The organism is Symmachiella macrocystis, assembly GCF_007860075.1.
Classification (GTDB): Bacteria; Planctomycetota; Planctomycetia; order Planctomycetales; family Planctomycetaceae; genus Symmachiella; species Symmachiella macrocystis.
This window is the reverse complement of sequence record NZ_SJPP01000001.1, coordinates 2,179,281-2,205,129: the sequence shown is the minus strand read 5'-3', so window position 1 is coordinate 2,205,129 and position 25,849 is coordinate 2,179,281. Positions and strand designations below refer to the sequence as shown.

Annotated in this window: 18 protein-coding genes; 8 read left to right on the top strand and 10 right to left on the bottom strand. The window is 56.1% G+C overall.

What is annotated here, in order from left to right; translation table 11 throughout:
* Nucleotides 1-472 precede the first annotated feature (472 nt).
* Entirely contained in the window at nucleotides 473-2,245 is a 1,773-nt protein-coding gene (locus tag CA54_RS08585; RefSeq protein WP_146370386.1) for an arylsulfatase, read from the top strand.
* Between the two features lie 112 nt (nucleotides 2,246-2,357).
* Here the strand turns inward: CA54_RS08585 and leuB are convergent, their stop codons facing one another.
* The 6 genes from leuB to CA54_RS08555 form a co-directional block, all read right to left on the bottom strand.
* The gene (gene leuB, locus CA54_RS08580) at nucleotides 2,358-3,428 is read right to left on the bottom strand and encodes a 3-isopropylmalate dehydrogenase (RefSeq protein ID WP_146370385.1); all 1,071 of its coding nucleotides are present in this window, start codon (nucleotides 3,426-3,428) and stop codon (nucleotides 2,358-2,360) included.
* A 124-nt stretch (nucleotides 3,429-3,552) separates the two neighbouring features.
* Entirely contained in the window at nucleotides 3,553-4,938 is a 1,386-nt protein-coding gene (murA, locus tag CA54_RS08575) for a UDP-N-acetylglucosamine 1-carboxyvinyltransferase (protein WP_146370384.1), read from the bottom strand.
* A gap of 46 nt (nucleotides 4,939-4,984) precedes the next feature.
* The gene (gene prmC, locus CA54_RS08570; RefSeq protein WP_146370383.1) at nucleotides 4,985-5,878 is read right to left on the bottom strand and encodes a peptide chain release factor N(5)-glutamine methyltransferase; all 894 of its coding nucleotides are present in this window, start codon (nucleotides 5,876-5,878) and stop codon (nucleotides 4,985-4,987) included.
* Between the two features lie 69 nt (nucleotides 5,879-5,947).
* Entirely contained in the window at nucleotides 5,948-7,033 is a 1,086-nt protein-coding gene (gene prfA / locus CA54_RS08565; RefSeq protein WP_146370382.1) for a peptide chain release factor 1, read from the bottom strand.
* Nucleotides 7,034-7,189: 156 nt separating this feature from the next.
* Complete coding sequence (locus CA54_RS08560) at nucleotides 7,190-7,510, bottom strand: type B 50S ribosomal protein L31 (RefSeq protein WP_146370381.1); 321 nt, start codon at nucleotides 7,508-7,510, stop codon at nucleotides 7,190-7,192.
* Nucleotides 7,511-7,847: 337 nt separating this feature from the next.
* The gene (locus CA54_RS08555; protein WP_146370380.1) at nucleotides 7,848-9,425 is read right to left on the bottom strand and encodes an aldehyde dehydrogenase (NADP(+)); all 1,578 of its coding nucleotides are present in this window, start codon (nucleotides 9,423-9,425) and stop codon (nucleotides 7,848-7,850) included.
* A gap of 290 nt (nucleotides 9,426-9,715) precedes the next feature.
* Between CA54_RS08555 and CA54_RS08550 the strand changes: the two genes are divergently transcribed.
* Together CA54_RS08550 and CA54_RS08545 are read left to right on the top strand one after the other, a co-directional pair.
* On the top strand, nucleotides 9,716-10,735 hold the full coding sequence (locus CA54_RS08550; protein ID WP_146370379.1) for a tetratricopeptide repeat protein: 1,020 nt from the start codon (nucleotides 9,716-9,718) through the stop codon (nucleotides 10,733-10,735).
* 339 nt (nucleotides 10,736-11,074) lie between these two features.
* Nucleotides 11,075-11,857 (top strand): DUF3050 domain-containing protein, encoded by a 783-nt coding sequence (locus CA54_RS08545; RefSeq protein WP_146370378.1) that lies wholly within the window; start codon nucleotides 11,075-11,077, stop codon nucleotides 11,855-11,857.
* A 236-nt stretch (nucleotides 11,858-12,093) separates the two neighbouring features.
* Here CA54_RS08545 and CA54_RS08540 read toward each other — a convergent pair whose 3' ends face one another.
* The gene (locus tag CA54_RS08540; protein ID WP_146370377.1) at nucleotides 12,094-12,903 is read right to left on the bottom strand and encodes an SDR family NAD(P)-dependent oxidoreductase; all 810 of its coding nucleotides are present in this window, start codon (nucleotides 12,901-12,903) and stop codon (nucleotides 12,094-12,096) included.
* 80 nt (nucleotides 12,904-12,983) lie between these two features.
* Between CA54_RS08540 and CA54_RS08535 the strand changes: the two genes are divergently transcribed.
* On the top strand, nucleotides 12,984-15,758 hold the full coding sequence (locus CA54_RS08535; RefSeq protein ID WP_146370376.1) for a multiheme c-type cytochrome: 2,775 nt from the start codon (nucleotides 12,984-12,986) through the stop codon (nucleotides 15,756-15,758).
* A gap of 31 nt (nucleotides 15,759-15,789) precedes the next feature.
* On the top strand, nucleotides 15,790-17,613 hold the full coding sequence (locus CA54_RS08530) for a CRTAC1 family protein (protein WP_197532299.1): 1,824 nt from the start codon (nucleotides 15,790-15,792) through the stop codon (nucleotides 17,611-17,613).
* A gap of 289 nt (nucleotides 17,614-17,902) precedes the next feature.
* Here CA54_RS08530 and CA54_RS08525 read toward each other — a convergent pair whose 3' ends face one another.
* Nucleotides 17,903-18,529 carry a nucleotidyltransferase family protein gene (locus CA54_RS08525; protein WP_146370374.1) on the bottom strand — a complete coding sequence of 209 codons (627 nt, stop codon included), beginning with the start codon at nucleotides 18,527-18,529 and terminating at the stop codon, nucleotides 17,903-17,905.
* A gap of 49 nt (nucleotides 18,530-18,578) precedes the next feature.
* Entirely contained in the window at nucleotides 18,579-19,574 is a 996-nt protein-coding gene (locus tag CA54_RS08520; protein WP_197532298.1) for a helix-turn-helix transcriptional regulator, read from the bottom strand.
* A gap of 312 nt (nucleotides 19,575-19,886) precedes the next feature.
* Here CA54_RS08520 and CA54_RS08515 point away from each other — a divergent pair, with 312 nt between their 5' ends.
* Complete coding sequence (locus CA54_RS08515; RefSeq protein ID WP_146370372.1) at nucleotides 19,887-21,194, top strand: protein kinase domain-containing protein; 1,308 nt, start codon at nucleotides 19,887-19,889, stop codon at nucleotides 21,192-21,194.
* Between the two features lie 192 nt (nucleotides 21,195-21,386).
* The gene (gene aspS, locus CA54_RS08510; protein WP_146370371.1) at nucleotides 21,387-23,144 is read left to right on the top strand and encodes an aspartate--tRNA ligase; all 1,758 of its coding nucleotides are present in this window, start codon (nucleotides 21,387-21,389) and stop codon (nucleotides 23,142-23,144) included.
* A gap of 227 nt (nucleotides 23,145-23,371) precedes the next feature.
* Here aspS and egtD read toward each other — a convergent pair whose 3' ends face one another.
* A complete protein-coding gene (gene egtD / locus CA54_RS08505) occupies nucleotides 23,372-24,334 on the bottom strand; it encodes an L-histidine N(alpha)-methyltransferase (protein ID WP_146370370.1) in 963 nt (320 codons plus the stop codon).
* Between the two features lie 218 nt (nucleotides 24,335-24,552).
* Between egtD and egtB the strand changes: the two genes are divergently transcribed.
* A complete protein-coding gene (gene egtB, locus CA54_RS08500; protein WP_146370369.1) occupies nucleotides 24,553-25,815 on the top strand; it encodes an ergothioneine biosynthesis protein EgtB in 1,263 nt (420 codons plus the stop codon).
* Nucleotides 25,816-25,849: the final 34 nt, after the last annotated feature.

Sequence of the window (25,849 nt, the reverse complement as noted above, 5' to 3'; positions counted from 1 at the left end):
CTATAGTCAGATGTGTCGTTCTTGGATTTTTTCTCTATCAGTCTCGTTCGAGCAGCTCTCCCCGCTGTATGTCATTCGCATGTTGTGGCGGCTTATTTGGACTGATCAGAACACAGGCAATTTCCGATCACGGCCTGCATATTGTTACGGTGAGAACATTGCGATTCTACATCGATGAATCCAACGCTTGAGATTTCTTTCCAATCGGGAGTAAGCGCCTTTGCGCCTTGGCCTCAATGACCGGACAGAAATTCGTTAAACGATAACCAGTTGCTTGCAGCTGAGCGGCCGTAAACGCGACGACCGGATCGTCATATAAACATATGAACCGGCAGGGAGATTGTATTGGCTGATTCATTATTTACGGGATTTGCACGAATTTTTTAATATGAATTTCACCAAAGTCGTGTTCAAATAGTTTTCACTACATCGATGACTCAACTCTACGTCCATTCATTTCCGAAGGGTAGCTATGAAGACGCAACGGTTTCGAATTTACTGCACACTCGCCCTGGGAGTATTGTTCGGCTATGTCGCCGCTGATTCCAACACAGAGGTCGACGTGAACGCCAATGCCGCGACGCCTGAGGTCACAGTTGGTGAAACGGCAAGTCCGGTCGCTGTTCAAGGGGACCTAAGCAATCAGTTCGCACACAGCAATGTGGTGTTACCCGCAGCACAAGCCGTGGCAACGTCTGCGGCTGGGCAGGCGAAAAAACAGCCGAACATCATCATGATCATGGGTGACGACATCGGCATGTGGAACATCGGGGCCTATCATCGCGGTATGATGGCTGGCCGAACGCCGAACATCGATCAGCTTGCGCGCGAAGGCGCGATTTTTACAGACTACTATGCAGAAGCAAGTTGCACGGCGGGTCGAGCGAACTTTATCACCGGCCAACTTCCCATCCGCACAGGTTTGACGACAGTCGGTCAAGCAGGTGCAAAGATTGGCATGCCCGCAGCCGCGCCCACAATCGCCACCGTGCTAAAGGATATGGGATATGCCACTGGCCAGTTTGGCAAAAACCACTTAGGGGACCGGAATGAGTTTCTGCCGACACTGCACGGCTTCGACGAGTTTTTCGGATACCTGTACCACCTGGATGCCATGGAAGACCCGTTTCACCCGGGCTACCCGCAAGAACTTAAGGAGAAATACGGGCCGCGCAATCTCTTGCATACCTGGGCGACGGACAAAGACGACACGACCGTCGATCCGCGTTGGGGCAAGGTAGGCAAGCAAAAAATTGTCGACGAAGGTCCACTTCCGCCCCACCCGATCAAAGGCATAAAACACAACATGGAGGATGTCGATGACGAAATCCTCAAACTGACCCTTGCCTTTATCGACAAAGCCCACGCGGAGGGCAAGCCATTTTTCGTCTGGCTGAATCCAACACGCATGCACGTTGTGACACACCTCAACGAAAAGTACGAAGGCATGCGTACCGCTGAAAACGAATGGACGATTGAAGAGGCCGGCATGGCGCAGTTTGATGATGTCGTCGGCGCCGTGATGGCACACCTGAAAAAAATCGGAGTGGCCGACAACACGATTGTGGGTGTCACTACCGACAACGGAACGGAAAACTTCACGTGGCCTGACGGCGGTCAAACGCCATTTGCGGGCGCTAAGGGCATGGTCCAAGAAGGGGGCTTTCGTGTGCCCATGGTCCTGCGCTGGCCCGGCACAGTGAAACCAAACCAAGTCATCAACGGTGTGATGTCAGGTATGGATTGGTTGCCAACTTTCGTAGCGGCAGCAGGAAATCCAGACATCAATGAGGAGCTCAAGCAGGGCAAAAAACTCAATGGCAAAGAGTATAAAGTGCATTTGGATGGCTATGACCAGACGGACATGCTGAGCACAGGCGCCAAATCTGCCCGCAACGAACTCTGGTATTTTGCGGAAAGTAGTTTGGGAGCGGCTCGTGTTGGCAACTTCAAGTATACATTTCTGAATCAGCCGGACGGTTGGTTTGGTCCGAAAGTGTCAGCCGGTTGGCCGGGAATCGTCAATCTACGTCTCGATCCGTTCGAGCGGACAACGATCGGTCAGTCGATGGCTGCCTACAACTGGTGGGCGTATGAATTCTGGCGGTTTGTTTTTGTGCAAGAAGAGGTTGCTAAATTGGCAAAAACAGCTATCGAATTCCCACCGATGCAAGAAGGTGCGAGTTTCAATCTCGACGCAATCAAGAAAAAACTTGCAGACCATGCCGCTGCGCTCTCGAAGTGATCAGAAAAAAACGGATGGGCGCGTTTCGTCGCGCCCATCCGTTTCATTTGATTTCCCATTGTTGCGACACTAGATGTTCGATGATCTGAACATCTACAACCGCATGTCGCAATCAACCCAACACTGCCAGCACCGCTGCGCCCATTTGTTCGGTCGATAGGCATTTGCCGCCGGCTGCGATGTCTGCGGTGCGGTGGCCGGCGTCTAGGACTGCTTCGACGGCTGCATCGATCGCGGCGGCTTCTTCCGTCAAACCCAGCGAATGGTGTAGCGCCATCGCGGCGGCCAAAATTGTGGCTAGTGGATTGGCAATGCCCTGGCTGGCGATGTCCGGTGCGGAACCGTGAATCGGTTCATACAACCCCGGTCCCGCTTCGCCCAACGATGCCGACGGCAACATGCCCAACGAACCGGGCAGCATGCTCCCTTCGTCGGTGAGAATATCGCCAAACATATTGCCGGTGACGACCACATCAAAATCACGCGGTCGCGAAATGAGGTGCATGGCCATCGCATCGACCAACACGACGTCGTATTGGATGTCCGGAAATTCGTCAGCCATGACCTGCGCCGCCACGCGCCGCCAGAGTCGCGAAACCTCCAACACGTTGGCTTTGTCGACCGACGTCACGCGACCGCTGCGCAGTTGCGCCGCTTTGGCGGCGAGTCGCACGATGCGGGCCACCTCTTCGGTGTTGTAGACCATCATGCTATAGGCTTCTTCGCCACTGGCATGCGGCTTGACCCCCGAGTCGCCGAAATAAATGCCGCCGGTCAATTCGCGCAGGAAGAGAATGTCGGTCCCTTCAATGATCTCGCGCTTCAGCGGCGAAGCATCGATGAGTTGTTTGTATGGTTTGATCGGCCGCAGGTTGGCGAACAGTTGGAGTTCTTTGCGGAGCGACAACAGTCCCGCTTCGGGACGCGTCTTGGCATTGGGGTCGTCCCACTTTGGACCGCCGACCGCACCCAAAAGAATCGCATCGGCTTTGCGGCAAGCGGCGAGTGTCTCGTCGGGCAGCGGCGTGCCGTGGCTGTCGATGGCATTGCCGCCCATGGGGCAACTGGTGAATTGAAACGAATGCCCAAACCGTTTGGCGACGGCTTCTAAAACGAGTTGTCCTTGCTCAATGATCTCCGGCCCAATTCCATCGCCCGGCAACAACACAATATTCGCATCCACAGTCAATCAACCTTTCGCAAACAGTAATTACGGCACAACGTCTCATGAACCCCCAATGTAACGCTGAAGAGGACGAAACGCCAGAACGCGGGCGGTGTGGTTGAGAGCGGTGCCCACGGTCCGGCTACGCTGAACGTTTTTGGGACGTCGTGTTGGCGATCGGATGCGACCAATGCGGGCCGGTGAGTTCGGCGGCGGTTTGCGGCTGGTCCAGGCGCAGGCTGTGTGGGAAGGTGTCGGCGCGGTCTTCGACCCGTTCGATGTGGGCACCGAGTTGTCGCAATTTGCGTTCCAGCCGCTCGTATCCACGGTCCAAATGGTAGATGCGGCGGATCGCTGAATCCCCTTGGGCGGACAAGCCGGCGATAACGAGCGCTGCGCTGGCGCGTAGATCGGAGGCCATTACGGCGGCCCCGCTGAGTTGACCGGCGCCATTGATGATCGCCGACGGACCTTCGCGGCGAATCATCGCGCCCATCCGGGCCAATTCGGCGGCATGCATGAAACGATCGGGAAAGACTTTGTCCGTGATTACGCTGATTCCCGGTGTGCAGGCGAGCAGCGACATCAGTTGCGCTTGCACATCGGTCGGGATGCCGGGGTAGGGCAGGGCGATGCAATCCGCAGCGCGCAGCTCTCCGCTGGTTGTGATGCGGAGACGGTTCTCGCCCACGTTGGCAATCTTCACACCAATTTCTGAAAGCTTTTCGAGCACCGCCGTTAAATGTTGAGAGCGTACGTTTTTCAGTTCGACGTCACCGTTAGTTACGGCGGCAGCGATCATCAGCGTGGCTGCTTCGATCCGGTCCGGGACGATGCGGTGAGTCGTACCGGTCAGTTCCTCGACGCCATCGATTTCTAAAAACGGTGTACCCAACCCCGAGATGCGGGCGCCCATATTGTTGAGATAATTCCCTAAGTCGACGACTTCCGGTTCACACGCGGCCGATTCGATCGTTGTTTTTCCGCGGGCCAAGGCGGCGGCGACCATGATGTTGCAGGTGCCGGTGACGGTGCTCCCAAACGGTCCACCCAGATAGATCCGTGCGCCGCGCAGTCGACCGGCTTCAGCGATAACGTAACCCCGCTCAACTCGAATATCAGCGCCTAAAGCGGCGAGGCCTTTGAGATGCAGGTCGATGGGACGGTCACCGATATTGCACCCCCCGGGCAGGGAGATGCATGCGCGGCCGCGGCGTGCCAGCAATGGTCCCAAAACACAGACACTGGCCCGCATGGTGCGGACGAGTTCATAATCGGCGGCATGGGGCCGGTCGTCGACGACTTCGAGTCGCAAATCCCCACTTGCATCGCGATTGACGTTCATGCCCAGCTCGCTGAGCAATTTGCACAGCGTGCGAACGTCGACCAGATCGGGGACATCTTGGAGCACCGACGGCCCGCTTGAGGCCAATGCAGCCGCCATGATCGGCAAGGCTGCATTCTTAGCGCCATTGATCGTGACGGTTCCCGCAAGCGGCGTTCCACCGCGTATCACAAACATGTCCATCCCTGGACCTCCTCGACCCATACGGTCAAGACTTGTATTTGTATCTTCAAAGCCGCTCTGCAACCGCGACGCGCGGGCGATGGGCTAAATCGTTGACGATCCGTGCCGCACAATAATCGCCGCTTGCGGCAATCAATTCAGGCAGAACGTTACCTTGTTCGGACCCGATTTCCAACAGCAAAAACCCGCCCGATTTAAGATGTTGGCCAACTTCTGCAAGAATCCGGCGGATCACATCCAGTCCGTCCGCTCCGCCAGCTAGCGCCAAGTGGGGTTCGTGATCGCGGACATCGGCATCGAGCTGGGCCAATTCGGCATCCGCAATATAGGGCGGATTGCTGATGACAAAATCGAATTGTGCCTCGGAATCCAGCGGAGCGAAGAGATCGCCTTCGAGAAAATCGATGCGTTCAGCAACGTTGTGTGCGGTTGCGTTCTTGACGGCGATGTTCAAGGCGGCGGGGCTGATATCGACGGCCACAATCTTGGCGGCGGGCAAATTCGCCGCGGTCGCGACGGCGATACAACCCGAGCCGGTTCCCAGTTCGAGGATCTGCGGTTGTGGCCGGCCAGCCGCTAATGTGAGTAATTCCAGCACTAATGTTTCGGTGTCGGGCCGCGGAATCAACACATCGGACGAGACATGCAAATCGAGTCCATAGAATTCGCGGTGCCCAACCAAATAGGCGACCGGTTCCGCCTGAGCGCGGCGCGTGACGAGCGCCCGCATGCTGGCGCGAACCTCGTCGTCAAGAACATCGTCGTAATGCGTATAGAGTTGAATCCGCGGGCAGGCGCGGGCGTGGGCCAAGAGGATTTCGGCGTCCAGACGCGGCGTGTCGCTGCCATGTTTCTTCAGATGTCCGGTGGTCCAGTCGATGACGCGACCGACGGTCCACGGCTGGTCGGTCTCGGTCGTCGTTCGTGCGTCTGAACTCACAGGTTTTAAATCCGATTATCACGGCCGGGAAGCGAAGCCGAAATGAATGAGCGGGTCGCATTCAGGCGACTACTTACCGCTCTCTTCGCTGCCGAGGCTTTGCAAACGTTCTTGGCGGTCGAAGGCCATCAAATTCTCAATCAGTTCGTCGAGGTTACCGAGCATGATCTGGTCAAGCTTGTACAACGTCAGATTGATGCGGTGATCAGAGAGGCGGTTTTGCGGAAAGTTGTACGTCCGAATCCGCTGGCTGCGATCACCTGAACCGATCAGCGTGCGGCGTTGTTCGGCCCGTTCCGATTGCGCCTGTTGTTGTTTCATTTCCAACAACCGGCTTCGCAAGACGCGCATCGCTTTGGAGCGATTTTTGTGTTGGCTTTTTTCATCCTGGCAACTGACGACCGTATTGGTGGGCAAGTGTGTGATCCGTACGGCGCTGGCGGTCTTATTGACTTTTTGCCCGCCGGGACCGCTGGCAAAATAGGTATCAACTCGCAGTTCATCGTTACTGATCTCAAGCTCAACTTCATCGGCTTCAGGCAGAACGGCGACGGTGGCGGCGCTGGTATGAATGCGGCCTTGCGTTTCTGTGTCGGGAACGCGTTGCACGCGATGACCGCCGCTTTCGAATTGCAACTGCATGAAGGCCCCGTCGCCCTTCACCGAAAACGTGATGGCCTTGATGCCGCCCACATCGGATTCACTGCGGTCAAGTTCTTCAACCTTCCACCGGCGGTTTTCAGCCAAACGCAGGTACATCACGAACAGGTCACGCGCAAACAGCGAGGCTTCGTCCCCGCCGGTACCAGCACGGATTTCCATGATCAAACTGCCCCGTGTGGCGGCGTCGCCGGCCGTCACCAAGTCTTCCAGGTCCACCTGAATCACCGCTTGACGAGCGAGTAGTTCCTCAAGTTCGGCTTCCGCGTATTCCCGGGATTCGGGGTCTTTTTCCTCGTCGACCATTTCGCGGACTGCGACAACGTTTTCTTCGAGTTCCTTATACTCGCGGACCATCAGCGCAGTTTTGGCTAAGCCGCCATGTTCGCGCTGGATCTTGAGCAGTTGAGCCGTATCGGAGAGGATTTCCGGATCGATGAGAAGTTTTTCCAACTCCTCGAATCGTTCCAGTTTTTGCTCCAAGCTGGGATACATGATTTTCACTTATCGCGACCAAGAGAGACTGGCGGAAGATAACCGCACATGGCGAGTCTCTTCGTTGCCACCAAGTCTCTGGACCTGAAGGAAACGGCGCAGGCGTTTTCGGGCAATTCGCACACAACGGCGCGGAGCCCGTTATGGCCGTGGGCGTTAACCTTCAGCCGCCGCTTCTTCGGTCTTGTTCTCCGCCGCTGCATCGTCTTTTGCTTTGGACCCTTTGCGGCGTTCGTCCCAACCGTATTTTTGTTGGAACTTCTCGACGCGACCCGCGCTGTCGACGTACTTGGCTTTGCCCGTGTAGAAGGGATGCGATGCCGCACTGACCGGAACGGTGATCAACGGGTAGGTCTTGCCGTCTTCCCATTCAATCGTTTTGTCTGACTTGAGTGTCGACCGCGTGAGGAATTTTTCGCCGCACGAAGCGTCCAAAAAGACGACTTCGTGATAATCGGGATGAACGTCTGCTTTCATCGTAGTGCCACCATCTGTTGTTCAAGTACCGGGAAACCGCCGCATGGGTGTTTCGACCGGTGTCTAAATCGCCATTGAAGCGGATCGGCTAACCAAATAGCCGCCGACTTCAAAAAATTTGCGGGATATCCGGGCGCAGCATCCACCCAGGCAAGCCGTAGTGTACGCATGCCGACGCCCGACGACAAGCGACATTCGTCGCCCAGCGCCTTCTGCGACCAGTTTCCCAGGGATCCTCCTACCGGCCACAGCCGATCGGGAAATCAAAATACGGGTGCAAGTCGACGTAACTTGTTATGTGTAAATAGATTAACGCTGTTTGATTGCCTGCCGGGAATTAGACGTCCGCCTGGGTCCAAGTTGCATCGACCAACCGCCACATTCCCCCGCCGGGGTGTTGATCCTGTAATGCGGGCGGTAGACGATGCGGGCGGATGTTGTCGTAGCATTGCAGCATCGAAAACCGATGGATGCTCGCCGGAATTCCCACAGCTGTGAAGACCGGGTGTCCCGTCGCTGGGAAGGGACCGCCGTGATTCATCGCCGAAGAGACCGCCACGCCGGTTGGCATTTTGTCGTTGAGCAGGCGCCCGACGTGCGGACGAACGGTAGCCGCCAGTTGGTCGTAGACATCGTCGTCACACCCGCCGGTGTCGCTATAAATCGCGCCGGTCAGGTTACCTTCCAGACTGTCAGCGATGGCGGTCATTTCGTCGATGTCTTCGGCAATGACTAACAGCGAACAATTGCCGAACGCCTCGGTTTGCAAGCCTTCCGGATCGGCCAGGAATTTGGCACCGTCGACTTTCAGCAGCGTATTCTGATGCGAGTAACCGCTGCCCCCTCCCGATTCACCGCCGGCAATCACGTGCGCCCCTGCGGATTGCAGAGCGAAGATGCCCGATGCCATGCTGTGCTGCACTCCCTCGCCAAGCAACGTCCCCACCGGAGCGGAGTTGAATTTTTCGGTGACCGCGGCGATGAATTCCTCCGCAGCTTCACCGGCGGGTAACACCACAACTCCCGGATTAGTACAGAACTGACCGGTTCCCATCAGGCAACTGCCGGCGAACTCTTCAGCCAAGTCTTGGCAGCGTTCTTCCAAAGCGCCCGGTAGGACGAAGATGGGGTTGATGCTGGATAACTCCAGATAAATCGGCTTGCCGACTTTGTCGGCGGCTTCCTTGAGGTACAAACCGGCCGAACGTGCGCCGGTATAACCGGTCGCTCCCATCATCGGGTGCGAGACGAGTTTTGCGCCGTCGGCGTGATCGCAGCGATAGATCAATTGCACCAGCGCCGGTGGCATGTCGGTTTCCAGCGCCGCTTGCAACGCTTCTTCGGCAAAGATGCGCGTTGTATTGGGGTGCGACGAATGCCCTTTGGCGATCACCGGATTCCCGGCCGCAATCGCCGCTGCGAAGTCGCCACCCGAGATCCCGTTAAAAGCGAAGGGAAAGTTATTCGGCCCGAAAACCACCACCGGCCCGATCGGTCCGTACATCGCGCGGATGTTGGTTGCCGTGTCGATCGTAGCGGTCGCCCAGGTCCCTTCGCGGGCGGCGGCGGCGGCAAGGCGGAGTTGATTGGATGTGCGGGGCAATTCGATACCAGCCAACCGGCCATCTTTGGGAAGGGCGGTTTCCTGGTGAGCCGTCGTCGCCAACTCATCAGCCCGTGCATCGATGCGGTCGGCGTATTTCTCCAGGAATGCGGCAAACCGTGCCCCCGGCCAACCTCGCATCTGCTTGGCAGCCTCTGCGGCGGCATGAATTGCTTGCTCGATCTCCCCCCAAGGACTAACCGGGAATTGATCCGGCAGCGCCTCAGCGACCGTCGGGTTGGTCGCTTGAAAGGTCTCGGTGCCGGACGAAGCCGTCCATTCGCCGTTGATAAGTACGGGGTGCGTGGTCATGGTTGTGGGTCCCATATATTGATGACGTTGATCGTAGAATTTCGTTGTGGATCCGAACCGACAGCATACCGGGAGTTGTCGGTGGGGCGAAAGGTATGGCTGCAAAATCGCGATACAGACGGAAAAAGCGTGGGAATTTTGTGCGCGGGTCTCCCGACACTGTGCCCGGCCAGCATATTTAGGTGAATTCACGACTCAGATTTACGTATAGCCATTTATCATCAGGACTGCTAATGCAACGTAAATACCATCGATGAGTTTCCAAGGTCATCAATTTGGAGGTTGCCGCCATGCGCGTCATGAAACAATGTCGTTTTTTGATTATGCCGTTAATGGTTGTCATTGTTTTTACGGCGATGAAGAATGCAACGGCACTCGAGCCACTTCCTCTGGCAGATCAGGGTAAGGCGGGTGCGGATACCTGGGAAACACCTTCCGGCTTGGCTCAATTCATGGCAATGACAATCGAGGATGACGGAAAAAGAGCACGAGCGCTAACCGAGATTGGAGCAGCTCAATTCGAGGCGGGTGAAAAGCAGCAGGCCCTGGAAACACTGGGGCACGCCGTCAGAGCCGCACAAAAGTCAAGAAATGTGCGTCAAAAAGCGTCGGCCCTCAATAGCATTGTGTTGATCCTAGTCAAAGCGAGAAAAGACGAGAGGGTACGAGAAGTCGTGCAGGCGATTCGCGACCATCGCGAAAGGAGAACCGTCCAACGAAATCTTGTCCACTATCACATAGCGACTGGAGATTTTGAAAGGGCGGTGGAAACGGTCCGAACAATGGAGAGCGATAGCACTCAGGCATTCTTACTGATCGAGATTGCAGCGGCCCAAGTTAAGAAGGGTGACCAAAAACAGGCTTTGGAGACTTTGAAGCAAGCCACCGAAGTCGCTGAGACAATCCAAACCCCGCACAGGAAAGCCTCGCTATTGAATAGTGTTTCCAGAATCTTATTTCATGCTGGAGATAAGGAACAGGCATTGGCCGTCCTGAATCAAGCCTTGGAACTTGCTCAGATGATTGAAAATTCAAGGAGTAAGGCGTTTGCGTTGGGGGAAATTGCCGCGTCGCAAAAACAGATGCGAGGCACTGTGGAAGCAATCGTAACGCTGAAGCAGGCCTTGGAAGTATCCCAGGCCATCAAAAATGAAACGACTCAAAATTTTACAATTCGCAAGATTGCCATAGAGTTTGCGATGGAACCTCGCACCGACGAAAAAATCGAGAACTCCAATCGCCGCATGAAAAAAGAATTCACGCCGGAGGAAAAGCAGATTGTCAAATTGTTCGTGGAGGCGATGAATTGAAATATTGCGAGCGACACGCAAATGACAGTCACCTACTGCGGGAGCGATTTGAACGAAACCTCGACCATATTTCGAACGTATCCGCCAGCCAGCAGCGGCCGGTATAACCGGCCCTACACTTATGTCGCTGGGTACGTCAAAGGAGAACCGGCGTTTGCGTTGAGGCGGACAGTCTGAGCGGGGCGAAGTTTGCGGCGACTTGTCGGGATAGACAGAGTCGTCATAATGGCCTGAAATGACCGGGCCTTAGGCGTTCGATTCATGGGGGTGTCGTGTTGATCCCTTAGAGGATCACTCTCGCTAAACCTGCCAGACTCCCTCACAGCAGAAAAAAGATCATTGAATCCACTTTACACAATCGAAAAACGAATCGCTCCGCTGAAGGACGCATTGCTCAATCATCGCATCTACGCCGAAATTGATCGCATGGATGCGTTGCGGGTGTTTATGGAACATCACGTCTTTGCCGTATGGGACTTCATGTCTTTGCTCAAGGTGTTGCAGCGGCAACTTTGCTGCGTCGAAGTCCCGTGGATTCCCGCCGCCGACCCACAGAGCTGTCGACTCGTGAACGAGATTGTGCTTGCCGAAGAATCCGACGAGGATGGTCGAGGCGGAATTGCCAGCCATTTCGAGCTTTATCATCACTCGATGAAACAGTGCGGGGCTAATACCGCTGGGATTGACGGCTTTCTGAGTGAATTGCGTCAAAGCCCCGGGAGTCTGGCTGCCATGGAATCTCCGGAAGTTCCCCCAGCGGCTCGGCGGTTTGTGCAACAGACCTTCAAACTCATCGAGACGGGCAACCTATGTGCCGTTGCTTCGGCGTTCACGTTTGGTCGAGAAGATTTGCTGCCGGAAGTCTTTCAGCGCATCGTGGATGAGTTGAATACACAGGGCGGCGGCACCTTGGAAGATTTCAAGTATTATCTAGATCGCCACATCAGCCTGGATGGAGACGAGCACGGTCCGATGGCGACCCGTCTGCTTCAGTCTCTTTGCGGTGCCGACGTTTCACTTTGGGAAGAGGCTGAACAAGCAGCGGTTGATTGTTTAGTGGCGCGGCAAGAACTGTGGGATGGAATCTGTGATGCGATCAGCCAGAATGAGTCGTCGCGGTGAACTCACTTTTTGTTTGGCAGAACGTCATTCAATAGGATGATTCAAGGTCGACGTTGCGGTAGGTCCGGCTGTGCCGGACGATTGCGGGAGCGATTTGAACGAAACCTCGACTATGCTCGGAGAGTATCCGCTAGCTAACAGCGGCCGGTCAAACCGGCCCTACATTTATGCGGTTTTAGCCCAAGACTGCGTTAGGTGCATTGCGAAATTATTAGTTCGCTGTCTCGAATCCCCCATCACCAGTGCATCACAAACCCGCCGTCGACGTTGATCGTTTGACCGGTCACATGGGCGGCGCGGTTGGAGGAGAGGAAAACGACCATGTCGGCGATGTCCTCGGGCGTTTGCCATTGGCCGAGGGGGACCACGGCTTTGATTTTTTCTTCGGCCCAGTCTTCGTAGGTGCGCTGTTGATCGGGTGGTTGTTGATCGTTCCAGGCTTGCCAGACGCCGCGGTTAAGCGGGGTTTGCACCATGCCGGGGCAGACGCTATTCACGCGGATGCAGTGCGGCGCTAAATCTTTGGCGGTGCATTGGGCAAAGTTGATCACAGCTGCCTTGGAGGCACTGTAGGGCGGATCGGTTTGCGAGCCAATTTGCCCGGCGACCGATGAGATAAAAACAATCGTGCCTGATTTGCGTTGCTTCATCGGCTCGGCGACGGCGTGGGCGACGTGGACGGTGCCCATGATGTTCACCTCGAGCGTCGCCCGCCAATCAGACGGCTGTAAGTTCGTAAACGGGAATCCGAACTTTCCAGAACCAATCGCGGCGCAATGGACCACGTGATCGATTGGCCCCAATTCCCGGGCGGTGGCGGCCGCCGCGTCCAGGACTTGGGCCTCTTCGCAGATGTCGGTCGCGATGCCGCAGGTGGCGACGCCGAATTCGCTTGCCAGATCCGCAGCAGCGGTGGTGACGTTTTTCGCCAGATCCCAAATAGCGACGCGGGCTCCTTCGGCGGCGAATCCGCGGGCGACGGCCAAACCGATGCCGCTCGCGCCGCCGGTCACGACGGCGACATGATCTTTAATATTCAGTTGCATCGAGGATTCTCTTGAATCGGGACGAAAAAATTATCTACGGCTGGGCCAAAGCGGTTGGCTGAGTATAAAATGCTAGAAGCATGACAAGCAATCGCTCACAATCCGATGACGGCGCACTTGTTGCAAAAAGACCCCGTTTGACGGTGCTCTGGTGCGCCGTAGCTGTGGTCGTGGCGGCGCTGGGTATTTACCTCGCCGGCGTCGCTGCGATGAGCGCCATCACGGGGATTACGACGGACAATTTTTTTTGGCTCTGGACGTTTCTAGCGCATATCCTTGTCGGCGCGGTCTTTACCGCAGGGTTGTTGGTGATTGCGGCGCGGCGCTGTCTGCGCGGGTACCGTGAGCGCAATTGGCGGATGCAGTCTGTCTGGGCGGTGGTGGGTGTGCTGATTCTGGTTGTATTTGTTTCCGGCGCCGCATTATTTCGCGACGGTCGAGAATTGCAAATCACGAAATCGGTTTGGCGTCCCATTTTGTATGGGGCGCACGTTGTCGTACCGGTGCTGTTATTGGGACTTGTGCTGGGATTTCACCGTTCGATTTTTGGCCAGCGGCGTTGGGGGGTGATTCCATTCGTGGGGGCGACGACGCTCGGCGTGGTGGGATTGGCGTTTCTACACGGACAGGCGCCCACGATGGAGGTCTCCGTGTCACCCGAAAGCGATAAGCTACCCTACTACCCCGCACTCGCCCGTACGGCCTCAGGCGATCCGATCCCGGCGCCTGCGTTGATGCGCGATGCGGAATGCAAAGCCTGCCATGCCGACGTGCATGCCGATTGGCAGCAGAGCGCGCATCGCTTCAGCTCGTTCAACAATCCCGTCTACTTGGCGTCGGCACGAGAAACTCGGGCCGATGCGATTAAAAAACATGGCAACGATCAAGCGTTCAAATTTTGTGCCGGCTGCCACGATCCAGTCCCAATGTTCAGCAATTCGCTCGATGCCGCCTTTGACGATCCACAAAGCACAGTCGCTCAGGCGGGGCTGACCTGCACGGCGTGCCATGCGATCACGGAAGTCGCACACGGAGCAACGACCACCACGCGGGGAAACGCCGATTACACAATCGCCCAGCCACGTCAATATCCACTCGCCGGCAGCGACAACGGAGTGCTGAGTTGGTTGCATCGGCAATTGTTGCTGACCAAACCGGCAATGCACAAACAGACATTCCTCAAGCCGGTACATAAGACACCGGAGTTCTGCGGGACCTGCCACAAGGTACATTTGCCTGAGCAGCTCAACGACTACAAATTCGTGAGGGGGCAAAACCATTACGACTCGTTTGTGCAAAGCGGCGTTTCGGGGTACGGAGCGCGGAGTTTTTATTATCCGCCGCACGCCGCCGAGAATTGTGCCACCTGCCATATGCCGCCACGGGAATCACACGACCTGGGGGCCACCGATTCCCGCATCCGCAATCACCTGTTCCCCGCCGCCAATACCGGCTTGCCGGCGCTGCGCGGCGCGGAGGATGTCGTCGAACTGCATCGCAACGTTCTCGAAGGGGCGTTGCGCGTTGATCTGTTTGGAATTCGCGAAGCTGGCCGCATCGACGGGCCGTTGCATGCGCCGCTGCGACCAGAACTTCCTGAGTTGAAACCGGGCGCGACGTATTTGTTGGAAGCGGTGATTCGAAATTTGCTGGTGGGACATCACTTCACGCAAGGGACCGCCGACTCGAATCAAATCTGGTTGGACATTCGTGTCACCGATGGTGCGGGAAACGTGATCGGCCGGAGCGGCGCTCTCGACAACGACCGACGTGTCGATCCTTGGGCGCATTTTATCAATGCCTTTGTCGTCGACCGACAAGGAAATCGCATAAGCCGCCGTAATGCTCAAGACATCTTTGTGCCGCTCTACAACCACGAAATCCCACCGGGGGCCGCCCAAACGGTGCACTACAGTTTCATGCTGCCTGAGGACGTCACAGGACCGGTGACGGTGGATGTGCGGTTGCGGTATCGGAAATTTGACCGCGAATTGCTGGAATTCGTCAGTCACGATTTGCAGCGGCCCGAATTGGCGCAGATAGAATTGCCAATTGTCGACATTGCTGAAGACCGGGTCGGATTTGCCGTGGAGAATTCAACGGCGACGAACCACAACGAGGACGTTAATATTCCCGTTTGGCAGCGTTGGAACGACTTCGGCATTGGACTGTTGCTCAACGGACAAGCGGAATTACGGCAGGCCGAATCGGCATTTCGCGCGGTTCAGCCACTCGATTTTGGGCAGGGATCGGTCAATCTGGTCCGCGTGTTGCTCAAAGAAGGACGTTTGGCTGAGGCGGCGGAATTGCTGGCGGGGCTGGATTCGCGCGACGATGCGCCTGTGAATTGGTGGACACTCGCGTGGCTGAATGGCGTGCTGCAACATCGTCTGGGAAATCTAGTAGCAGCAGAGACACATTTGCGGCGAATACTCGAAACCAAAGATCCCGAATTGGCGGAGCGTGGATTCGATTTCAGTCGCGATTATGTCGTGCTGAACCAGTTGGGCGAAGTCCTCTTTGATCGCGCCCGGCTTTGCCGAGCCCCCTCAGAGACCAAAGAGCGCGAGCGTTTGCTCCGCGCGGCAGCGGACATGTTCCAGCACACATTGCATCTCGATTCCGAAAACGTCGTCGCACACCACAACCTGTCCCAGTTACACAAGGAGTTGGGGGACGACGAATCGGCACTGGCCTATTGGCACAATCATTTAAGGTACAAACCGGACGACAGCGCCCGCGGCGAGGCGATTCGAGCTGCGCGCGAAAAATACCCCGCTGCCAACCATGCCGCCGGGGATGTGGTGATTTATGATTTACAGCGTCCCGGCGGACCGGGGCGCGATACGGAGTAAGGACTCTCAATTCACGGAGACCCTCAATACAATGAAAAATGTAAAACTTCAACACTGGCTGATCATGCTACTGGCGGTCGTGATCGGGCTGGTGATGTTTTTCTGCCTAGCGCCGGTACCGAATTCCAATGACGTCGACGAAGCCCCACCGCCGCCCCCGCCTGTGGTTCCCGCGGAACCAGCAGCAACGTCGGACCAAACCCGCGCGCCGCCTCCTGCTGCGCCAGTCCTGCCGGAGATTCCTTTCACCGACATTTCGGATGAAGCGGGCATTACCTTTGTGCACAAGAACGGCGCCGCTAGTGAGATGTTGTTGCCCGAAACCATGGGCAGCGGCGCGGCGTTTTTCGACTATGACAACGACGGCGATCAAGACTTGTTGCTGGTGAACGCCACGACTTGGCCGCACGCGACCTCGCAGTCCTCCACGGCGACTTCCGTTCTCTATCAAAACGACGGCAACGGGCAGTTTGAAGATGTGTCCGCTGCTGTCGGATTGAACCTGAGCTGTTATGGAACGGGCGTCGCCGTGGGGGATTTCGATAACGATGGTTGGCGGGACCTGTTTATTGCTGCTGTCGGGCGCGATCATCTGTTTCGCAACAACGCGGGACAGTTTGAGGAAATCACGACCAAAGCAGGAGTCGCCGGCGACGAAACCGCCTACAGCAGCAGTTGCGGTTGGTGGGACTACGACAATGACGGCGACCTCGATTTGTTTGTCTGCCATTACATCGATTGGTCGCGGTCGTCGGATTTGGCGCAGAATTTCTCGCGGACCGGCGGCATGCGGGACTATGGTCCGCCGCTCGATTTTGGAGGGACCTTTTCGAAGTTATTTCGGAACGACGGTGCAGGGCAGTTTTCCGACGTCACCGCTGCCGCCGGAATCGAAGTCCGATCTTCCACGGGCCGTCCGTTGGGCAAGTCACTGGGACTGATTCCCGTAGACGTGGACGGGGATGGTTGGTTGGATCTGATTGTGGCCAACGATACGGTGCGCAACTTTTTGTTTCACAATCAACAAGACGGTACGTTTTTGGAGATCGGGGTGCGGGCGGGGATTGCCTTTGACAATTCCGGCAATGCGCGAGGCGGTATGGGGATCGATGCCGGTTTCTTGCGAAATGACACGTCGCTGGCAGTGACGATTGGAGACTTTGCCAATGAGGCGTCGGCGCTGTTTGTGGCGCGGCGGCCGCTGTTGTTTGCGGACGAAGCCACGATTAGCGGACTCGGTGCGGCAACCCTGCTGGATTTGACATTCGGCACGTTTTATTTTGATGCCGATCTCGACGGACGGCTTGATATTCTGGCTGCCAACGGGCATATCAGTTCGCAAATCGAACGCGTGCAAACCAGCCAAACACACGCCCAAGCTCCGCAGTTGTTTTGGAACGCCGGTCCAGGCGCGCCGCTGGAGTTCGTGCCGCTCACTGCCAAGCAGTGCAGCGAAGATTTTGTCAAACCGATCGTCGGCCGGGGCGCCGCTTATGCCGATGTCGATGGCGACGGCGATCAAGATGTGCTCATGACCACTGCCGGTGACCGCCCGCGTTTATTGCGTAACGATCAACAGACCGGTCATCATTGGCTGCGGCTGAAGCTGATCGGCACGACGGCCAATCGTGATGCGATCGGCGCTCGGGTGGATGTGCATGTGGGGGAGACGACCTTTACCAAGCAGGTGATGCCGACGCGGAGTTATCTATCGCAGATGGAATTGCCCGTCACGTTCGGACTCGGCGGGCGGGCCACCGTCGATAAAGTCACCGTGCATTGGCCGGGCGGCAGCGAACAGGTCGTTGACGATCTGCAAGTCAATGCACTGAATGTCGTGACGCAACCGCGGTGATGTGAGGAGCCGAAAGAGGGAGTCCACCCTGGGTAAATCTGGGAGCATTTTCCGTAGTGAGCCGATTGAGATACTCCTTCAGGGTCTGATCTTGATGGTCACGGCGCGAACCTGGAGTCCGCTGACTCCGTTCGCGACCCCAGGCTTTGGTGAAAAACGCCTTCAGCGTAACAAGCTGGGTTTGTACAACCATTGTTACATATCAGTTGATAGAAATCGCAGCGACCAACGGGAGCGACCTATATAAGTCGAGCGGTAGCTCGCACGAAGCGGCAGTGCCGCATGGAGCTTATTCGTTTTCGCGTCGCCATTCAACTTGGAGTCGCTCGTAGTCTTCCAGCGTGTCTAGGTCGAGCAGAATGTGGTCGGAGGGGACGGGGAATTCTTGGACGTGGGATTCGTGGTCGTGGACCAGCCGATTCAGCCCTTGGTGCGGTGGAATGCGTGGGACTTCATCGGCCAATTCCCAGCGAAACACAGTCGGGTGGCCGCGATGGCCTTTGTGTGTGGGAATCAAAATTGGAGCCGCACCGGCTCGCCAGCTTGCTAAAAGGGACTCAACGATTTTCGCATCAACCAGCGGATGATCGGCGGGTATCAACATCCAGCCATCGTCGGCGTTGGGATGCCGTTCCGTGGCGAGATAGTCCAACGCATATTGCACGCTCTGCCGCATATCGGCGGGGTCATTTTCTGGGCAGACAACCAGTGCACCCGCCGCCTCGGCCGCTTCCTGCAGGGTGGTGTCGTCCGGGCGGACCACAACGATTACGTCGTCCACGCCCCCTTCGCGCAGGGCGCCGACCAATCGTGCAATCACTGTTGAACCGCCAAGCGGCAACAAAAGCTTGGGCCGGCCCATTCTCCGACTCTGCCCCGCCGCTGGAAGCACGGCATAAATCCGCCTGTGACTCACCGTATAACTCTCCTTGGAGTGCCTGTGTTTGCCAAACCTGCCGTTTTGGTTATTTTTTCTTCGCTAGCTCTTCTGCGTAAATTTCCGTCATACCGCGCAGCCGCTCGGCAATCAACATTCGGAGTTTTTCCGGTCGCAGTACCTCAGCTTGATCGCCGTATCCCAGAATCCACCAAGATATCTCATTCAGTCCATCGACGGTAACCGAAAAATCCATGGTTTCATCGTCGTTCCAAGTCACTTGTTGTGTTTTATGCCAGCGGACTTCGGCCACATTTTGCGCCACCATTTTCTGAAATCGAACCACGACTTGTTGGCTTTTTCCCGGCTCGCGAATCAAATGCCAAGCATTCCCTAAATAACGCTCTAAGGAAAACCTAGGAGGGATCGTGTAGGTACGATTGAGTAAATCGGCGGCCAAGACTCGGCCCAAGTTGAACGTACGGACTTCCCGGTGCATTGTTGATCGGCCGATCACGTACCAACTACGGCGAATGAATAGCAGGCGATAGGGATGCACGACCGTGGAGATGTTCTCCCATTCGGTCAAGCTTTGATACTGAATCCGGACACAGCGCCGCCGCGAAACGGCCTTCACGAACAGATCGTAATACGACCGGTCGGCGGAGAGGGGGTTGTGTGAATCGAGTCGGACCGCCAATGTTTGCGAAACGCCGTTGAGTTGGTCGCGGAGGTGTTGTGGCAGATTGCTGGCGAGTTTTAAGGCGGCGTTGCGTGCGCCGTTTTGAAACGGCACGCCACCGTCTCCATCGGCCAGTTCGTAGCATAACGTCAGCAGCGCGAGTGCCTCGTCCAGGGTGAATTCCGTGGGAGGCAGATAGGTGTTGGACGGCAGCGAGTATCCTTGCTGCTGCTCGTCGTATTGTATGTGAATACCCCCTTCTTGGAGCGTATTGATATAGCGAAAGATTGTCCGCCGGCTGACGCCGCACATTTCGGCCAATTGGTTCGCATTGTGATTTCTTCCGGATTGCAAAAGTTGCACCAAACGCAGTACGCGGTGGAGACGCTCATCGGCGGACATAGGCAAAGTCTTTTTGAAAATTCGAGCAAAATTTCCGCAGTCTCCCATCAACGCAGACGGGAGGGTGTTTGTAGAGACCGATCCATCTTTATAGCCCGCCCTTTATTCATAACCCATTTTCGACCGGTTGTGTTATAGTAAAAGCCTGTGGCAAGATCGAAGAATTGCATTGAGTGAAGTCTTCCTTGAGAGATAATGGTAGGAGTAATTGCGGATCCTGTTCGGAGAATATTCGGCTTTACGGTTCGAAAATCGGGGTGTCCGAGTAAAGATGATAGCGCAGTTACACGGCGGGTACGGGGAGCCTAGGCCATGTTTGAAAGTGGGGAATCGACGTTTCTTGCGGGCAAACTGCCGATGCGCGCCATCCCGGCAGAAGTCACCGCTCTGATCGAACCGTTTATGCATCGACGGAGGTTTGCTGCTGGGCAATTCCTGATGCAGCAAGGGGACACCGCCAAGTCGATCATGGTCCTCGATGAGGGTGTCGTGGAGATTTTTACCACGGACGAATCGGGGACGCGGCAGCATATCAACAAAGGCAGTCGCGGCGACGTGTTGGGCGAAATGGCGCTGCTCTCAGGCGAGCCCCGCTCCGCCAGTGTGTTGGCTCTAAGCGACGTCAAAGCGCTCGTGCTACCTGCAGAGCGGTTTCATGAACTAGCCCACGATCATCCCGCGTTGAGCGTGGTCCTCACCAAACTGGTCGCCGACCGGTTGGCCGGCAGCGGTCCGGATGTGTTGCATGGCAAAACGTTCCACGACTACCGAATCGTGCGTCGCCTGGGGCGAGGGGGGATGTCGATCGTGTATGAGGCGATCGATCCCAACGGGCAACACGTTGCGCTCAAAATGATGAGCCACAGTTTGGTGTACGATGATTTCGGCCGCGAGCAATTCGAACGAGAAGTCCGGGCGATCGAATCGCTCAATCACGAAAACATCGTCCGCGTGTTCGGGCGGTTCGCCGCATTTCATTCGTTCTTCATGATCATGGAACATTGCCGAGGGGCCAATCTCTCCGAAGTCATTAAATACAACGGTCCGCTGCCCGAAGAGGAAATTCAGAAAATCGTCGGCCAATTGGCAGCCGCCGTTCTCGCCGCCCATGATTCCGGACTGGTACATCGCGACATCAAGCCGGCCAACATCATGCTCGTCCCGGAGGGGACGGTCAAATTGATGGATTTTGGATTGGCCGCTCCGGTGATCGATGAATCTTTGTCGGAGTACGCCAAGCACGTTGTGGGCACACCCCGCTATATGGCGCCGGAACAACTCGCCGGCAAACCGGCCGGTTTTCCAGCGGATTATTTTTCGTTCGGTGCCGTCGTCTATGAACTGCTCACCGGCAAGCCGCTTTTTGCAGAGCGAAAACTGTCCCGTTTACGCAAGCGGCATGCTCTCTGGAATTTCCCCGATTACGACGTGCTGCGGCCGACAAAAAATGAATGGAGTCGCCAACTGCTGGCTGAGTGCCTGATTCGCGATCCTCAGAAGCGGCGACCTGATCTCAAAGCGATCGCAAAATGGGCCGCCTCAGTCGATGCCGGCATGCTCCCCGGTGGCAACGCCGACACCGGAAAGACAGGTTGGGAAGACGAAACGATCATGGAATGACAGCAGCCAGAGCATTTGGAAGGCCAAATCCTTCCTCAAGACTGTCCCCTCAAGCCTCAGGCCTTTCATATGGCAATTTCCCGAACCTTGCGACTGGTTTGGTTATCCTCTATCTTGGGGTTTCGGTGAAATTTTGCTTCGATCGGCGGCGTCCGGTCGGTTTTTGGGCGTTTTGTCAAAGGACACGTTCCCTTGTTACGGACTCATACGTGCGGCGACCTGCGCGCTGCGGATGCTGAAAAGACTGTCACACTCTGTGGTTGGGTCGATACTTGGCGCGATTTCGGGGGCTTGGTCTTCTTGGATCTCCGCGACCGCTATGGCATTACGCAAATCACCGTCAACCCGGAACATGACGCCGAAATGCACAAACTCGCCCGCACTTTGCGGAACGAAGATGTCATTCAGGTGACCGGCATTGTCGCGATCCGCCCCGATGACATGGTGAATCCCAAACTGGTCACAGGCGAAATTGACCTCAAAGCCCGTGAGTTGACGCTGCTCAACCGCAGCAAAACCCCGCCGTTTGAACCGGGAACCACCGATCCGCCGGGCGAAGAACATCGGCTCACGTATCGCTTCATCGACCTCCGCCGCAAGCAATTGCAGGATGCGATGATCATGCGCCACCGGTTCACGAAATTGGTTCGCGACTACTTCGACGAGCATGGCTTTCTGGACATCGAGACCCCCATTTTGGGCCGCAGTTCGCCCGAAGGGGCGCGGGATTACCTAGTCCCCAGTCGCGTGCATCCAGGCTGTTTTTATGCCCTGCCGCAATCACCGCAAATCTACAAGCAAATCCTGATGGTCGCCGGGTTCGACCGGTATATGCAAATCGCGCGCTGTTTTCGCGATGAAGACCTCCGCGCCGATCGCCAACCGGAGTTCACGCAAATCGACATCGAAATGGCCTTCGTGACCCGCGACGACATTCTGGAACTGGTCGACGGGTTGATTCGCTACATGATGAAAAACCTCCGCGACGTGGAGGTCCCGGAAATTCCCCGGCTGGATCACGCCGACGTGATGGAACGTTACGGGAACGACAAACCGGACCTGCGGTTCGGCATGGAATTGGTCGACATCGGCGATATCGCCGGCGGTTGCGGATTTGGTGTGTTTCAAAAGACGATCGAGTCAGGCGGCCGCGTGCGAGGACTGACCGCACCAGGCGCCGCTGAAAAGTATAGCCGTAAGAAGATCGACGAATTAACGGCATACGTAGGAGACTACCGCGCGAAGGGACTAGCCTTTTTCCGCGTCCAAGAGGGACAGCTCGATTCACCAATCGCCAAGTTTTTCTCCGACGACGAACAAAAAGCGATCATCGAAAAGATGAACGCCCAGCCGGGCGACCTATTGTTTTTTGTCGCTGACAAGGCCGAAGTGACCTCCGCCGCACTAGCCGCGTTGCGAAACCGTTTGGGTAAGGAACTGGAATTGTATGATCCGAGCGACATGCACTTCAGTTGGGTACTCGATTTCCCCTTGGTCACACACAATCCGGACGAGGGCCGATGGGATGCGGAGCATCATCCGTTTTGCAACCCGGTCGCCGAAGATCTGGAATACTTCAAAACCGACCCCAGTAAGATTCGCGCCGAGTCGTATGATTTGGTGATCAATGGTTACGAGTCGGCCAGCGGCAGCGTTCGTATTCACGATCCGGCTGTCCAACAACAGATCTTCGATCTGCTGGGGATCAATGCCGAAGAAGCAGAGGCGCGGTTTGGGTTCTTGTTGGAATCGCTGCGCTACGGTGCTCCCCCGCATGCGGGGTTGGCGTTGGGGTTGGATCGATGGGTGATGTTGTTGTTGGGTTACGACAACATCCGCGACGTGATCGCCTTCCCCAAAACACAAAAAGCCTCGGACTTGCTCAGCGGCGCCCCCTCCACCGTCGACGACCACCAACTCCGCGACCTAAACATAAAAACCGACCTCTAGCGGCACAGCCGCTTTGAGCGAGCTTCCGCTCGGAGGGGGTTATGTCGCTCCCGTTGGTCGCCGCGCTTTGTTCATGTAGCGGTCCTGGAGGGCGAAGCTCCTGCTGAGCCGCATCGGTAGACTGGACCATTGGTAGACCAGGCGTGGTTTGCAAAATCGCCGGAAAAAGGAGATGTTCCGATAGCGCGGCTCGGACGGAGCATCGCACCTAGCGGCTGAGCCGCCCGCTAGTTGGTGACGGTTAGGTATTGGACGCTGAAGTATTGGCGGTCGTCGGTCCAGACGGTTTTTACTTGCCAGCCGGCGCGGGCGGCGATTTTGGCGAAGCTCTCCAATGTGTGCTTGTGAGAGTTTTCGGTGTGTATGGTTTCGCCGGCGGCAAAATTGATTTTTTGGCCGGCGATTGTTACTTGTTGGTCACAGCTGCTTTCTAGGTGCATTTCGATCCGTGCGTGTTGGGGATTGTAGATCGCCCGGTGTTGAAATTGCTCGACGTCGAAATCGGCATTCAACTCCGCATTGGCGCGGTGCAATAGATTTTGATTGAACTGCCCAGTGACCCCTTCGGCATCGTCGTAGGCTGCTTCTAAAACCGCTGGATCTTTTTGTAAGTCGACACCGATCAACAGACATCCATCGCGGCCGCACAAGCGGGCCATGCCTTTCAAAATTTCGATTGATTCATCGACCTCAAAATTTCCGATCGTTGAACCGGAGAAATACGCCGCTCGGCGTGAACCATTCACTAGCGAGTCTGGCAGTTCAAAGTCCCGCGTAAAATCGGCACAGACCGGAACGATATCGATATCGGGACACTTTTCCTCCAAAGCTGCTGCCGACGAGCAAAGGTGTTCACGTGAAATATCGACGGGGAAGTAGACGTTCGGCTCGTGGAGATGCTCGAGCAAAATTTCGGTCTTCAGTCCACTCCCGCTGCCATACTCAATCACGGCGCAATCCGAACCGAGTGCGTCGGCGATTTCAGAGCCGTAATTTTGCAGGATGCTGATTTCCGCGCGGGTGGGGTAGTAGTCCTCTAACTCACAAATCAGCTCGAACAATTGCGAGCCGCGCTCGTCGTAGAGGTATTTGCACGGCAATGTCTTAGGAGATTGGGAAAGACCCGTTAAAAGATCGTGTCGAAAGTCGCTACTGCGCGGCGCGCAATCCATCAGGGCGATTTGACTCATTGAGGGGTCGCTTTCCGTAGAAAGTTCATATAGATGTGGGTTGTTCGGCCCGCTGTAGTGATTATCACCCTACCGGATTTTGCGGGAAATGAAAACCGGCACGGAATTATAGACATTTTTTCTCGACAAACACCCCGTGGGTCGTCAGGATGAGCGATTTTTCACCGACTCGCTTTGAACCTGCTCAGGTTAGCAAAAATGAGGGAGAGGCGAACAAGATGGACTACGCAAACTTAAGGGACGCCTACCTGGCCGTTCGCCGCCAAAGCGAGGCGATCGTCGCGCAACTCGAGCCGGAAGATTGCGTGGTGCAATCCATGCCCGATGTCAGCCCGACACGTTGGCATTTGGCACACGTCACTTGGTTTTTTGAAACATTTGTCCTCAAACCGTTTTTGCCCAGCTACGAATCGACCCATCCGGCGTTCGAGTATCTGTTCAATTCGTACTACAACACGGTGGGTCGACAATTCCCCCGCGCACAGCGTGGATTGCTGTCGCGCCCCACAGTTGCGGACGTGCTCGATTATCGCCGGCACGTGGATCAGCACATGCAGCGACTGCTGGAGGATCCGCCGCACGATTTCGCTGAACCGGCGCGTGTTATCGAAATTGGGCTGAACCACGAACAACAACATCAGGAATTGATGCTGACTGATATCAAGCATGTCTTTTCCTGCAATCCGCTCTACCCCGCTTTTCAAAATCGCGCTGCCAGCGAGTCATCGACCACGCGGCAACTCGGCTGGCAGCGGTTTGATGAAGGGCTATACGAAATCGGAAAGGCGGGAGACGGATTCGCCTTCGATAACGAATCACCGCGACATCGTGTGTTTGTCGAGTCATTTGAATTGGCGGATCGACTGGTGACTTGCGGTGAGTTCCGTAAGTTCATCGAAGATGACGGATACCAACGGTCGGAGTTCTGGCTTTCCGCCGGGTGGGCTACGGTTCAGGAGAACCAAGCGCTCGGTCCCGGGCCCGATGCGTGGCCGTATGCGATGTATTGGCAACAACGCGATGAGGATTGGTACCATTTCACGCTCAACGGCATGCGGCCGATCGATCCGGCCGAACCGATGTGCCATGTCAGTTATTTCGAAGCGGACGCTTACGCCCGTTGGGCCGGGGCCCGTTTGCCGACCGAAGCGGAATGGGAAATCGCCGCTGCAGACCAGTCGCTCACCGGGAATTTTATTGAAAGCGGAGCACTCCACCCACTGCCTGTCGCTCAGGACAGCAATTCCCGACAAACCTTCGGCGACGTTTGGGAATGGACGGCGAGCCAGTACACGGCTTATCCGGGCTACGCAGCAGCCGACGGTGCGTTGGGCGAATACAACGGCAAATTCATGTGCAATCAGTTTGTCTTGCGCGGTGGTTCATGCGTGACACCCGCATCCCACATCCGCTCCACCTACCGCAACTTCTTCCCCCCCTCCGCACGCTGGCAGTTTTCAGGCATCCGTTTGGCGAAGTAAAATTCGCAAACCGAATGCATTGTGGCTTCCACCC